At 60.4% G+C, this 13,835-nt stretch carries 10 protein-coding genes and 1 pseudogene; 4 read left to right on the forward strand and 7 right to left on the reverse strand.

Annotated elements, in window-relative coordinates:
* Positions 1-29 precede the first annotated feature (29 nt).
* The 7 genes and pseudogenes from ACP3TY_RS03670 to gap all read right to left on the reverse strand — a co-directional run.
* A pseudogene (locus tag ACP3TY_RS03670) lies at positions 30-1,262 on the reverse strand (cache domain-containing protein); the annotation flags it as partial.
* A gap of 389 nt (positions 1,263-1,651) precedes the next feature.
* A complete protein-coding gene (locus ACP3TY_RS03675; RefSeq protein ID WP_426619262.1) occupies positions 1,652-2,041 on the reverse strand; it encodes a YbaN family protein in 390 nt (129 codons plus the stop codon).
* 167 nt (positions 2,042-2,208) lie between these two features.
* Complete coding sequence (locus ACP3TY_RS03680) at positions 2,209-2,817, reverse strand: biliverdin-producing heme oxygenase (protein ID WP_159812518.1); 609 nt, start codon at positions 2,815-2,817, stop codon at positions 2,209-2,211.
* Positions 2,818-2,929: 112 nt separating this feature from the next.
* Complete coding sequence (locus ACP3TY_RS03685; RefSeq protein ID WP_400649644.1) at positions 2,930-5,485, reverse strand: TonB-dependent receptor; 2,556 nt, start codon at positions 5,483-5,485, stop codon at positions 2,930-2,932.
* Positions 5,486-5,605: 120 nt separating this feature from the next.
* Complete coding sequence (locus ACP3TY_RS03690) at positions 5,606-6,571, reverse strand: FecR family protein (RefSeq protein WP_426619263.1); 966 nt, start codon at positions 6,569-6,571, stop codon at positions 5,606-5,608.
* A 107-nt stretch (positions 6,572-6,678) separates the two neighbouring features.
* A complete protein-coding gene (locus ACP3TY_RS03695) occupies positions 6,679-7,206 on the reverse strand; it encodes an RNA polymerase sigma factor (protein ID WP_053123030.1) in 528 nt (175 codons plus the stop codon).
* Between the two features lie 189 nt (positions 7,207-7,395).
* Positions 7,396-8,397, reverse strand: a complete 1,002-nt coding sequence (gene gap / locus ACP3TY_RS03700) for a type I glyceraldehyde-3-phosphate dehydrogenase (RefSeq protein WP_053123028.1) — start codon at positions 8,395-8,397, stop codon at positions 7,396-7,398.
* Between the two features lie 220 nt (positions 8,398-8,617).
* Between gap and edd the strand changes: the two genes are divergently transcribed.
* The 4 genes from edd to ACP3TY_RS03720 all read left to right on the forward strand — a co-directional run bounded on the left by edd (position 8,618) and on the right by ACP3TY_RS03720 (position 13,760).
* Positions 8,618-10,444 carry a phosphogluconate dehydratase gene (gene edd / locus ACP3TY_RS03705; RefSeq protein ID WP_053123026.1) on the forward strand — a complete coding sequence of 609 codons (1,827 nt, stop codon included), beginning with the start codon at positions 8,618-8,620 and terminating at the stop codon, positions 10,442-10,444.
* A complete protein-coding gene (locus ACP3TY_RS03710; RefSeq protein ID WP_212548881.1) occupies positions 10,441-11,394 on the forward strand; it encodes a glucokinase in 954 nt (317 codons plus the stop codon). The genes edd and ACP3TY_RS03710 overlap by 4 nt, the downstream gene beginning before the upstream one ends.
* 175 nt (positions 11,395-11,569) lie before the next feature.
* Positions 11,570-12,301 carry a response regulator gene (locus ACP3TY_RS03715; RefSeq protein WP_008082801.1) on the forward strand — a complete coding sequence of 244 codons (732 nt, stop codon included), beginning with the start codon at positions 11,570-11,572 and terminating at the stop codon, positions 12,299-12,301.
* Complete coding sequence (locus tag ACP3TY_RS03720) at positions 12,291-13,760, forward strand: ATP-binding protein (RefSeq protein WP_053123022.1); 1,470 nt, start codon at positions 12,291-12,293, stop codon at positions 13,758-13,760. Before ACP3TY_RS03715 ends, ACP3TY_RS03720 begins: the two co-directional genes overlap by 11 nt.
* The last annotated feature ends 75 nt before the right edge of the window (positions 13,761-13,835 follow it).

A 13,835-nucleotide genomic window follows, 5' to 3' on the forward strand; every position in this document is an offset into this window, starting at 1 on the left:
TTCACCAGTTCGCCCAGTTCATCTTTCTTGCTGTAGTTCAGACGCTGGGTCAGATCACCTTCACCGCTGGCGATGTTCTTCAGCATCTCGGCGACGCTGTTGATCGGACGGGTAACGCCAGACGCGGTCAGCCAGATCAGCAGCAGGCCAACCACACCAGCCACCACAGCCACCAACAGCGCGGTGAGCACGCCGGTTTCCTGGGCATCATCGAGCACCGCTTGCAGCTTGACCGAGTCGGCCAGCAGCACTTGTTTCGGCAGGTCGATGACCACGCCCCACGCACGCGAGTTGCCAATCGGGTCGACCGGGTACACCGCACGAATCAGGTCGCCCTGTTCGAGGATTTTCGGTGTGCCGGAGGCGAGCAGTTGCAGTACGTCCTGGCCATTAGCGCCGAGGGTGTCGTTGATCTTTTTGCCGACCTTGGCCGCGTCCGAACTGTCGGCGCCGAGCACGCCGCTGCCGGAGACGATGAGCATGTGCCCGGCGTTGTTGAAGAGGTTGCGTTGCGACTCGACGGCGGCTGCTTGCAGCGCGTCGAGGGCGATGTCGACACCGACCACGCCGATCGCTTTGCCGTCGACAATCAATGGTACGGAAATGGTCGTCATGAGCATTTCCTTATTGCCCACGGTGTCGGCGTACGGATCGAGCAAGCAGGTGCGTTTGTTGTCGTGAGGGCAGGTGTACCAGCTGTTGTACGGCGTGCCGCTGACGCTGAGGGTAGTTTTGGTCAGGTCTTCTTCGACCATGATCGTGTTCAGCGAGGCGCCGGCCGCGCGGCTCCAATAGGTCGCGAACCGTCCGGCTTCGTTGGACTGGCGCGCGGCGTCGTTGGCGAACTCGCTGTCCTTGCCGTCGAGGCCGTTGGGTTCGAAGGCGAGCCAGATGCCGAGCACTTTATCGTTGCGCTCGAACGCGGTTTTCAGGCTCTGGTTCAACTCTTCGCGCAGGGCGCCGGCGTCCAGCGAACGCTTGGCGGCCATCACGCGCATGTCTTTGATCTGATCCGCCAGCGCGGTAATCACCAACAAGCTTTCGCCAAAGGTTTTCTGCACCCGCACCGCTTGTTCGGCGGCTTTGGCTTGCAGCAGGTTTTGCACACTGGCGGTGAGCAGTTGGTTGCTGGAGTTGCTGACCAGTTCATCGTTCTGGTTGGTCTGGTAGATGTTCATGCCAACAATCAGCGCGACCACACCGAGCAGGCACAGGCCGGAGAGCAGGACGATTTTCAGGCGGATGGACAGAGAGTCGAACATGGGGCGATCTCGCGAATGGATAAACGGTTGGCTTGCGGGTATGGACTACCCGGTTCGCCAAATCCATTCAGCGCCATGAATGCTCATCGGCGCGAGGCGAAAAGGCATGAGGCGCGCGCCGACGAACGGTCAGCGCTAAACGTTTGCGCAGGGGAAAGTGCTGGAAATCAGAGCAATTTCAGGGAAGTGTTTGCGTGTTTGGGAGGGCACTTGTGGTGAGGGGATTTATCCCCGATGGCCTGCGAAGCGGGCCCAAAACCTGAGAATGGGTTCTGTCGGAAAAATCAGGGTTTCTGGACTGTGGCTGCTTCGCAGCCAATCGGGGATAAATCCCCTCGCCACAGAATCCCCTCACCACAAAAGTTCTTCACACAGAAACTCGGTGTGGCTTAAACAGGAATCGATTCCGGGCGCGACCAGATCCACAGATTCCCCAACCCCATCCCGGCAATCGCGAGATAGATCGGCCAGCCGTGATCCAGCACGACCAACATCAACGTCGCGCACAGCAACATGCTTACCGTCGCGCTGACTTTGGCTTTGCGCGCGATGATTTTGCCGTTGCGCCAGTTGCTCAGAATCGGCCCGAACAGGCGATGGTTTTCCAGCCAGGCACTCAGGCGCGGCGAACTGCGGGTGGCGGCCCAGGCGGCGAGGAGGATGAACTCGGTGGTCGGCAGGCCGGGCACGACAATGGCGATCAGGCCGATGCCGAGGCTGACGTAGGCCAGGAGGCCGAACAGCACGCGGGCGAGTTTGGAGGAGGCTGGTTGCGGCATGGGCTCGGCGGGATGCTTCTGAAGCGGAATGGAGATCTTACAGACTTACGCGGGCCCTTGTAGGAGCAAGGCTTGCCCGCGAAGGCGGTGTGTCAGTCAACGATGATGTTGAATGGGCTGACGCTTTCGCGGGCAAGCCTTGCTCCTACAAGGGATCGTGTCGGGAATCAGGCCGGTTCAGCCTCGGTGGCGTAAGCCTGTTCCAGCAACACGGTGAAGCGGTTGAACGCGTCGATCGCGCCTTGTTCCACTTCGGCTTCTTCTTCAGCGCTGAATTCCAGCGAATCCAGGGTGCGCACGAAGCTCTTCCAGCCTTCTGCACGGCCACCTTCTGGCTCACCGAGGTGACGGGCGCCGAAGGTTTCGCTCAGCTCCAGGGCCACGGCGCGTTTGATCAGGAACGCAGCGCCGAGCTTCGAACCTTCGGACACAAAGATCCAGCCCAGTGCCCGTGCCTTGCTCGGGTTTTTCACCGCGCCGGCGACCGGGGCCGGGACTTCGGTGTCGAGATCGGCGAGGTCAGCCTTGGCCGCTTCAGCGCGGCAGCGGGCCGGCAGGTCAGGGACGATGGCGGTCAGTTCGGCGCTGTTGTAGAGGTCGACCAGTTCCGACTGGAACAGGTACTGCGCGACGACGAAACGGGCGAAGTTGGCGCGGGTCTCGAACGGCGCGTGAGCCTTCACCAGGGCATCGAGCTTGGTGTGCGGCTCGTTGGTGATCTGGTTCAAGCGTTGCGAACGCAGGGCAGGGCGTTGTTCGGTGTCTTGAGCTGTCATGGGAAATCCTTGAGAAAGAGAGGCGCTTGCTAACGAGACGAACAAGCAGACGCCTGAGCGTAAAAAAACCTCACTGCGCGGTGCTTGAACACGCGCAGTGAGGTCGGCCGGATCAGATGTCCCAGACCAGATTGATCGCGAAGTTGCGGCCCGGTTGGGTCAGGCGATCAAGGTTGGCCGGTTGCGTGACCGAGGCTTCGCCAACGCTGTCGTAACCGCGCACGTCATCCCACTGCCAGTATTTCTTGTCGGTCAGGTTGTAGAGACCGGCGTTGACGGTCACGTCGTCGGTGACTTTGTAGAAGCCCGCCAGATCGAGCACGCCATAACCCGGGGTCTTGAACTGGGTGCTGGTGCCGTCAGGCGTTTTGAACATGGTGCTGTCGACCCGATCCTTGCGCTTGACCAGCGTCCAGCTCAGCAGTGCGCCGTATTTGTCCTGGTCATAACCGAGGCCGAACACGCCGGTCAGCGGGTTGATGCTGTTCAGCGGCTCACCGCTGTCGTCGTTGCGGCCATACAGGTACGCCATCGAGCCTTGGGTGTAGAGACCGGTCGGTGCGCCGAAGGTATCGAGGTTCAGGCGACCTTTAAGCTCCACGCCTTTGATGGTGGCGTGTTTGATGTTGTTGCTCTGGAACGTGGTCTCGGTGTAACCGGGAGTGATGGCGTTCTCGTCGATGAAATCACGGTACTTGTTGTAGAACACCGCAACGTCGAAGGTGCCCGCTTCAAACTGGCCACGCAGACCGGTTTCATAGCTTTTGCTTTTTTCCGGTTCCAGATCCGGGTTCGGCGCGACCTGGTAGCCGCCCGCGAGGTTTTCAAAGCGACCATACAAAGCCTTGGCGGTCGGGGTGCGGAAGCCTTCGGCGTACTGACCGTACCAGGTGTAGTTGTCGTTGAAGCTGTAAGTGGTGCCGAACTTCGGCGACAGACGATGCCAGGTTTTCTTCTCGTCGCTGACCAGACCGTTACCGCTCTGGTCGGCAGTGGCGAGGAACTCATCGGTGATGTGCGGTTTGAGTTCGGTGTAGTCGTAACGTGCGCCCGGCAGGAACGTCCAGTTGCCCCAGCTGATCTGATCCTGGGCAAACAGGCTGTAGCTGTTGATGGTCGGATCCGGGAAGTCGCTGGCCGGTGTCAAGGTGTCGGCGGCGCTTGGCGCCCCGATCACGCGGCAGGCACCGGCGACAGTCAGGCAGGTGCCGGAGCCGGTGCGCAGACCGGTGACCTTGTCCTGCTTGATGGTCGTGCCGTAGGTGATGGTGTGATCGGTGTCGGCGATGGCAAACGACTTGTCAGCCTGCGCATCGAACACCCACTGGCGATCTTTGTAATTGGTGTCACGGTTACGCAGCACAGTGCGCGACGGCGCGTAGATTTCCTGGGTGCTCTGATCGGTCTTGGCGATCTGATAGTTGAGCGACCACTTGATGTTGTCGGCCAGCACAGTGTCCAGTGCGAAGCGGTGTTCCAGACCAAAACGCTCGCGGGTAACGGTGTCGTTGCCGGTGCGCGACTTATAGAAACCGAAACCGCGTCCAGCGTTGAACGGGCCGCCGACGGCGCTCAACTGGTTGGTGTCGCGATCATCTTTATAGTGTTCGTAGGTCAGGCCGAAGCGCGCGTCGTCAGCGTAGTTCCAGCCGAGTTTGGCCAGCACGTTGGTGGTGCGCACGTCTTCCGGGTTGGCCTCGGTGCGGTTCAGGCCGGTGCCACCGGTTTCGCCGTAGGATTCGGTTTCGTGACCGTTGCGCTGGCTCAGGTGCAGCAAACCGTCGAAGTCGCCGGTGCGGCCAGCAACGGTGCCGGAGGTCAGCCAGCTGTCATCGGCCGAGCTGTAACCGGTTTTCAGCCGGGCGCCGACGTCCTGACCAGGCTTGATGATGTCGTCCGGATCGAGGGTGTAGTAGCTGACGGCGCCGCCAATGGCGTTGCTGCCGTACAGCACCGAGGCCGGGCCACGGAGAATTTCGACGCGTTTGACGATTTCCGGGTCGACGTAATTGCGGTTGGTCTGTGCGTACGGGCCGTTGAAGAAACTGTCCGGCACTTGCACGCCGTCGACCTGAGTCAGCACGCGGTCGCCATCGATACCACGGATGTTGTAGCCGGTGATGCCGGCACGTTGACCGGCGCCGCCCACCGAAACGCCCGGCTCGTACCGCACCAGATCCTTGATCGAATTGACGTTGTTGCGATCGAGATCTTCGCGGGTCTGCACGCTGACGGTGGCCGGCACGCTATTGACCGACTGTTCCTGACGCGTGGCGCTGATGGTCACCTGATCAAGGTTAAGGGTGCCGCTGCTGTTGCGCTTTTCCAGCACCACATTGTTGTTGCTCAGCTTGCGGAAGCTCAGATTGGTCCCCACCAACAGCCGCTCCAGCGCTTTCTCCGGCGGCAGCGAACCGCGCACGCCCGGCGACGATACGCCCTGACCCAGTTCCGCTGGCAAGCCGACCTGCCAACCGGTCACAGAGGTGAAGGCATTGAGCGCCGACACCAGCGGTTGCTGGTTGATGGAGAACGCGTAATCACCCATGTTGCGCGCCGGTTGCTCGGTGGCAGCCATCAGCGGTGCGGTGCCGGCCATGAGAATGGCAGCGGTCAGCAGCGACAATACGCGGGAAGGGGAAGTCTGACGGGTAAGGCGTGAGGACATCGATAGCGCTCCGTGTCGCACGAATCTTTATAGGTGCTGATTGGCATCGTGATGCGAATCAATTGCATTGGCTATAACGAGACGAACGGGCTCCAGCTATCGAGTAAAAATAATTCTCATTTAGTTCAAGATCACCAGCGCCGGAAATTCCTGCAAGCGCGCGGAGGTGATGTGGGCGAGAGAGCGCACCACGTCGAGCGGTTGATCGAGGCGATAATTGCCGGTCACAGCGACGTCGGCCAACTGCTCGTTGGTGTTGATGATCCAGCCCGGATAGTAGCGGCGCAGCTCGGCCAGCACCTGGTTGAGCGGGCAGTTCTCGAACACCAGTCGGCCCTGCACCCAGGCCAGATCGGTCGCCGCATCAAGTTTGGACGGGCGGTCGAAGCCATTAGGGCCGATGCGGATACTTTCCCCGGCCGACAGGCGCACGCGGGCATCGTTGTGGGTCGCGCGCAGATCGACATCGCCACGCTGGACGTTGACCTGCGCGACGCCATCGAGATAACGCACGGCGAATTCGGTGTCGCGCACACTGGCTTTGACCGGGCCAGCATCGATTTCCAAGGGCTGAGTGCGGCTGCCGGCGATCTCGAAATACGCCTCGCCCTGATACAGCCGCGCCACGCGCTGCTGATCATTGATCGTGCTGGAGAACGCGGAATTGGTGTTGAGCAGGACTTTCGAACCGTCCTCCAGTTGCAGGCGCTGACGCTCGCCGACTACCGTCAAGTGATCGGCCTGAATACGCATCGGCAAGTTGCTGAAACTGAACAGACCGAGAATCAGCACCGCTGCGCTGGCCAACGGTTTCCAGTGCGGGCGCAACCGCTTGAGAAAGGTGACCTTGGCCGGTTTCGCCGCGAGGCTTTGCGCGCACTGAATGACTTGCGGGCCGTCCCAGATCGCCTGCGCCTTGGCGAACGCTTCGGCGTTCAACGGATCAGCCGCCAGCCAAGCATGGAACTGCCGGGTCTGCTCCTCGTCCGGGCTGCCGAGCACGATGAGCCAGTCCAGCGCCTGGTCCATTGCGTCTGCAGCGTCCCGCGCCGAATCAGGCGAAGGCGAGCGGTGGGTGTCCGTCACGGTGTTTCCTCGGGCTTTTTCAAAGCAAGTTTCGAGTTTCAAGCGACAAGCTGCAAGCTAAAGCTCATTCGGTGTGAACTTTGAGTTTTCAGCTTGCCGCTTGAAGCTTATAACTCGCCGCTGCTGTTATGCCGTTCGGCGACGCCGATGCAAATGGACATGATCAGTTTCAATTCTTTCTGCACGGTGCTCAGGGAGACGTTCAGTTCGTCCGCGATTTCCTGGTAACTGTTGCCGTGCAAACGGCTGAGGATGAAAATCTGCTGCTGACGCGAGCTGAGTTCGCTGAGGCTCACGTTCAATCGCTCCAGCATTTGTTCGGCGTGGGCGGCGTCTTCGGCGCTGCTGGCGGGGGCGGCGATGCTGTGCACGACGTCTTGCGGCACGTCATCGACCATCGTCCGTGAGTGCAGCTTGCGCGCACGCAAATGATCCAGCGCCAGATTGCGCGCGGTCTGGAAGACAAAGGGCTCGAGGTGATCGATGGCCCGCTCGCTCAACGCCCGCGTCACGCGCAGGTAGGTTTCCTGCAGCAGGTCTTCAGCGGTGCTGTGATTGTTGACCATCCGTTCCAGCGTCCGCAGCAGGGACATACGCTGGGTGAGGAAGACGTGGTTGAAGCGCGATTGACTCACGGGGGAACCTGATCCATTTCGAGCGAATGATAATGCTTATCATCTATGCGAATGGTCAAGTATTGTTTTGTGATCGACACGGATAAATGCAGGAGCTGCCGAAGGCTGCGATCTTTTGATGTTGATCTTAAAAAACAAGATCAAAAGATCGCAGCCTTCGGCAGCTCCTACGGGGAGAGCGAGGCAACCTTATTCGGCGTTACACAGCGCCAGGCAGTTATCCAGCATGCGGTTGGAGAAGCCCCACTCGTTGTCGTACCAGGCCAGCACTTTCAGCAGTTTGCCGCTGGATTTGGTGTGGTTGGCGTCGAAGATCGACGACAGCGGGTTGTGGTTGAAGTCGCTGGAAACCAGCGGCAACGTGTTGTAACCCAAAATCTTCGAATGCTGGCTCGCAGCCTTGAGCAGCGCGTTGACCTCATCCGCCGAGGCTTCGCGCTTCAATTGCACGGTCAAATCCACCAGCGACACATTGATCACCGGCACCCGCACGGCCATGCCGGTCAGTTTGCCGGCCAGTTCCGGCAGCACCAGGCCCACCGCTTCAGCGGCGCCGGTCTTGCTCGGGATCATGTTTTGCGTGGCCGAACGCGCGCGGTACGGGTCGGTGTGGTAGACGTCGGTGAGGTTCTGATCGTTGGTGTAGGCGTGAATGGTGGTCATCAAGCCACTTTCAATGCCCAGCTCACGGTGCAGCACCTGCGCCACTGGCGCCAGGCAGTTGGTGGTGCACGAAGCGTTGGAGATGATCTGGTGCGACTGGCGCAGAATGTCGTGGTTCACACCATAAACGACGGTGGCGTCGGCGCCTTTGGCCGGGGCCGAGATAATCACTTTGCGCGCGCCGGCAGTAATATGCGCGGCCGCTTTGGCGCGGTCGGTAAAGAGACCGGTGCATTCAAACACCACATCAATCTTTTCCGCGGCCCAGGGCAGGTCGGCCGGATTGCGAATCGCGCTGACCGCAATGCGGTCGCCGTTGACGGTCAGACTCTCGTTGTCATGCTCGACTTGCGCGTCGAACGTGCCGTGAACGGTGTCGTATTTGAGCAGATGGGCGTTGATCGAGCTGTCGCCCAGATCGTTGATGGCGACGATCTGCAAATCCTGTCGATAGCCTTGGGTATACAGTGCGCGCAGGACATTACGGCCGATGCGGCCAAAACCATTGATTGCGATTCGTAGAGTCATGGAACAGCGCCGCCGTCGTTTTGTTGTTGGAATTACAAGATTATTCGCATAAAAATAGAAAACAAGCCTTTTTAATGGCAATATTTTGTTTTATCTACAACGAGTGACCTGAATCAACTGGTCCGAATGATCAAAAAAACCGTCTGTCATTCCAACAACAACGGCGTTTGATCAGCATAGACAATCAGGTCGCCACATCCGTTAGCCTGGAGTTCTACACATGCATCCCCGCGTTCTTGAGGTCACCGAACGGCTTATCGCCCGCAGCCGCGCCACGCGTCAGGCTTACCTTGCACTGATTCGCGGCGCCGCCACTGACGGGCCGATGCGCGGCAAGCTGCAATGCGCCAACTTCGCCCATGGCGTGGCCGGTTGCGGCAGCGAAGACAAGCACAGCCTGCGGATGATGAACTCGGCGAACATCGCCATTGTTTCGTCTTATAACGACATGCTCTCGGCGCACCAGCCGTACGAAGTGTTCCCGGAACAGATCAAAAACGCCCTGCGCGAAATCGGTTCGGTCGGCCAGTTCGCCGGCGGTACTCCGGCGATGTGCGACGGCGTGACCCAAGGCGAGCCGGGCATGGAACTGAGCCTGCCGAGCCGCGAAGTGATCGCCATGTCTACAGCGGTGGCGCTGTCACACAACATGTTCGACGGCGCGCTGATGCTCGGCATCTGCGACAAGATCGTGCCGGGCCTGATGATGGGTTCGCTGCGTTTCGGCCACTTGCCGACGATTTTCGTGCCGGGCGGGCCGATGGTCTCGGGGATTTCCAACAAGGAAAAAGCCGACGTGCGCCAGAAGTACGCCGAAGGCAAAGCGACCCGCGAAGAGCTGCTGGAATCGGAGATGAAGTCCTACCACAGCCCGGGCACCTGCACGTTCTACGGCACCGCCAACACCAACCAGTTGCTGATGGAAGTCATGGGCCTGCACTTGCCGGGCGCCTCGTTCGTCAACCCGAACACGCCGCTGCGTGACGCGCTGACCCGCGAAGCCGCGCACCAGGTGACGCGCCTGACCAAACAAAACGGCAACTTCATGCCGATCGGCGAAATCGTCGACGAGAAGTCGCTGGTCAACTCGATCGTTGCGCTGCACGCCACCGGCGGTTCGACCAACCACACCCTGCACATGCCGGCCATCGCCATGGCCGCCGGCATTCAACTGACCTGGCAGGACATGGCCGACCTCTCCGAAGTCGTGCCGACCCTGAGCCACGTCTATCCGAACGGCAAAGCCGACATCAACCATTTCCAGGCTGCGGGCGGCATGTCGTTCCTGATCCGCGAACTGCTTGGCGCCGGTCTGCTTCACGAAGACGTCAACACCGTGCTCGGCCACGGCCTGAGCAAATACACCAAGGAACCGTTCCTCGATAACGGCGAATTGGTCTGGCGTGAAGGCCCGGTCGACAGCCTCGACGAGAACATCCTGCGCCCGGTTGCCCGTGCGTTCTCCCAAGAGGGCGGTCTGCGGGTGATGGAGGGCAACCTCGGTCGCGGTGTGATGAAGGTTTCCGCCGTTGCGCTGGAAAACCAGATCGTCGAAGCGCCAGCGATGGTGTTCCAGGATCAGCAGGATCTGGCCGACGCGTTCAAGGCCGGTCTGCTGGAAAAAGATTTTGTCGCCGTGATGCGCTTCCAGGGCCCGCGCTCCAACGGCATGCCCGAGTTGCACAAGATGACGCCGTTCCTCGGTGTGCTGCAGGATCGCGGCTTCAAAGTCGCGCTGGTGACTGACGGACGCATGTCCGGTGCCTCGGGGAAAATTCCGGCGGCGATTCACGTCAGCCCCGAAGCTTATGTCGGCGGCGCTTTGGCACGCGTGCAAGAGGGCGATATCATCCGCGTCGATGGCGTCAAAGGCACTTTGGAACTTAAAGTCGACGCCGCAGAATTTGCAGCGCGCGAACCCGCCAAAGGCCTGTTGGGCAACAACATCGGCAGCGGCCGCGAACTGTTCGGCTTTATGCGCATGGCCTTCAGCTCGGCAGAGCAGGGCGCCAGCGCCTTCACTTCTGCCCTGGAGACGCTTAATTGAAACTGGCTTTGGTCGGTGACATCGGAGGCACCAACGCACGGTTTGCGTTGTGGAAAGATCAGCAACTGCAATCGGTTCAGGTCTTGGCCACCGCCGACCACGCCAGCCCGGAAGAGGCGATCAGCCTTTACCTGAGCGGGCTCGGTCTGGCGCCGGGTTCGATCGGTTCGGTGTGCCTGTCGGTGGCCGGTCCGGTCAGTGGTGATGAATTTAAATTCACCAATAACCACTGGCGGCTGAGCCGCACGGCGTTCTGCAAAACCTTGCAGGTCGAGCAGTTGTTGCTGGTCAACGACTTCTCGGCAATGGCGCTGGGCATGACCCGTTTGCAGCCGGGCGAATTTCGCGTGGTCTGCGAAGGCACGCCGGAGCCGTTGCGCCCGGCGGTGGTGATCGGCCCGGGCACTGGCCTTGGCGTGGGCACTTTGCTCGATTTGGGCGAAGGCCGTTTTGCCGCATTGCCGGGCGAGGGCGGTCACGTCGATCTGCCGCTGAGCAGCCCGCGTGAAACGCAATTGTGGCAGCACATCCATAACGAAATCGGCCATGTCAGCGCCGAGACGGCGTTGAGCGGCGGCGGTTTGCCGCGGGTTTACCGGGCGATCTGCGCGGTGGACGGACATGAACCGACACTCGATACGCCGGAAGCGATTACCGCGGCCGGTCTGGCGGGTGATCCGATTGCGCTGGAAGTGCTCGAGCAATTCTGCTGCTGGCTCGGCCGTGTCGCCGGCAATAACGTGCTGACCACGGGTGGGCGTGGCGGGGTGTTTATCGTTGGCGGCGTGATTCCACGGTTTGCCGATTTCTTCCTCGAAAGCGGTTTTGCCCGCAGCTTTGCGGATAAGGGCTGCATGAGTGATTATTTCAAAGGCATACCGGTGTGGCTGGTGACAGCGCCGTATTCCGGGCTGATGGGCGCGGGTGTGGCTCTGGAACAGGCAGGCTGAAGCGTGAGATCGTTCCCATGCTCCGCGTGGGAATGCAGCCCGTGACGCTCCGTGTCACTGGACGCGGAGCGTCCCCAGAGGCATTCCCACGCAGAGCGTGGGAACGATCAGCGTGGGAACGATCGGTTCATCAGGCATAATCCGCCCCAATTCCAACAACAAGGATGCCTTCGAAGTGAGCTCAGTCAACAAGTCGATATTGTTGGTCGATGACGACCAGGAAATACGCGAGTTGCTGGAAACCTACCTGACCCGCGCCGGGTTTCAGGTACGTGCCACGGCCGATGGCGCCAGTTTCCGTCAGGCACTCAACGAGGCGCCGAGTGATCTGGTGATCCTCGATGTCATGCTCCCCGACGAGGACGGCTTCAGCCTGTGCCGCTGGGTGCGTCAGCATCCGCGTCAGGCGCAGGTGCCGATTATCATGCTCACCGCCAGTTCCGACGAAGCCGATCGCGTAATCGGACTCGAACTCGGCGCTGACGACTACCTCGGCAAACCCTTCAGCCCTCGCGAACTGCAAGCGCGGATCAAAGCCCTGCTGCGCCGCGCGCAATTCGGTCAGGAACGTAATGGCAGCGAAGTGCTGGCATTTGATGAATGGCGGCTGGACATGGTCAGTCATCGTCTCTTTCACACCGACGGCGAAGAAGTGATTCTCTCCGGCGCCGACTTCGCCCTGCTGAAACTGTTCCTCGATCATCCGCAGGAAATCCTCGACCGCGACACCATCGGCAACGCCACCCGTGGCCGCGACCTGATGCCGCTCGATCGCATCGTCGACATGGCCGTCAGCCGCTTGCGCCAACGCCTGCGCGATACGGAAAAACCGCCACGACTGATCCGCACCGTGCGCGGCAGCGGTTACCAATTGGCAGCCAATGTGGTTGCCGGCAATGGTCACTGAGTCGCTGCGTAAACTCGCCGCCAAGGTACCAGTGCCGCGCTCGCTGCTCGGGCGGATGTTGCTGCTGACCTTGCTCGCCGTGCTGTTCGCGCAGACGTTGTCCAGCGTGATCTGGGTCTCGCAACTGCGCGCCACCCAGCTCGAAGGCCTGGTCACCAGCGCCCGCAGCCTCGCCCATTCGATGACCGCCAGCGTCAGTTATTTCCGCTCGTTGCCAGTGGCTTATCGCCCACTGGTGCTCGATCAATTGCGCAGCATGGGCGGCACCCGATTTGTCGTGACGCTCAATGACAAACCGCTGGGCATGGACGTTTTGCCGGTCACCCCGCGTAAAGCCGCAGTGATGAAAGCGGTCGACGAAGTGCTGCGCCAGACCCTCGGTCATGACACCGATATTTCGGTGACCTTTGTCAGTCCCGAGGATCTGCGGATCTTCAATGCCGGGCTGAAACTCGATGAATTGCCACGCTCGTGGGCGCATTACGCGTTGACCCTCGAGCCGGTCAATCCGCCGGTTCTGGTCACGCAAATCCAGATGGCGCCGGGCGAATGGCTGTACATCGCCTCGTTGCTGCCCGAGCCGTACACCAGTCTTGAAGAACAAGGCCTGCCGTCGCAGCAGGTGTGGTTCATCGTCCTCACCAGTGGCTTTCTGTTGTTGTTCATCGGCGTGCTGGTGCACTGGCAGAGCCGTCCGCTCAAGCGTCTGGCACGTGCGGCGCGGGACATGTCGCTGGGTGCCGACGTTGAGCCGGTGGCGGAGGGCGGCGGCAGTGAAGTGGTGGAAGTGGGGCGCGCGTTCAACAGCATGCGCGAACGCATCAGCCGTTACCTGACCGAACGCAGCCAGTTGTTCAGTGCTATTTCCCATGACCTGCGCACACCGATCACGCGATTGCGTTTGCGCGTGGAATTGCTTGAAGACGAGCAACTGCAAGCCAAGTTCGGCCGCGATCTCGACGAGTTGGAGTTGCTGGTCAAAGGCGCGCTGCAATGCGTGAAAGACACCGACATCCACGAGAACATTGAACCGGTCGATCTCAATCATGTGCTCGACTGTCTGGTCGAGCCGTATCTGGCGCCAAACGGCAATGGCCGCGTGACCCAACAGGGCCGGGCACTGGCGGCGTATTCGGGCAAGCCGTTGGCGCTGAAACGCTGCATTGGCAACTTGATCGACAACGCGTTGAAGTACGGGCAGAACGCGCATTTGCACATCGATGACGATGACAGCGCGTTTGTCTTGCACGTTGATGATGAAGGCCCTGGCGTGCCGGAGCAGCGGCTGGAGCAGGTGTTCGAGCCGCACTTCCGGTTGGCGGGGCAGCAGCAGGGGTATGGCCTGGGATTGGGCATTGCGCGCAACATCGCCCACAGTCATGGCGGCGAAGTGACGTTGCAGAATCTGCGTGAGGGTGGGTTGCGGGTGACCCTGCAATTGCCGCGTTCCGCGGACTGAAGATCAAAAGATCGCAGCCTTCGGCAGCTCCTACACTGATCCCTGTAGGAGCTGCCGAAGGCTGCGATCTTTTTG

Source organism: Pseudomonas rustica (assembly GCF_049959085.1).
Taxonomy (GTDB): Bacteria; Pseudomonadota; Gammaproteobacteria; order Pseudomonadales; family Pseudomonadaceae; genus Aquipseudomonas; species Aquipseudomonas rustica.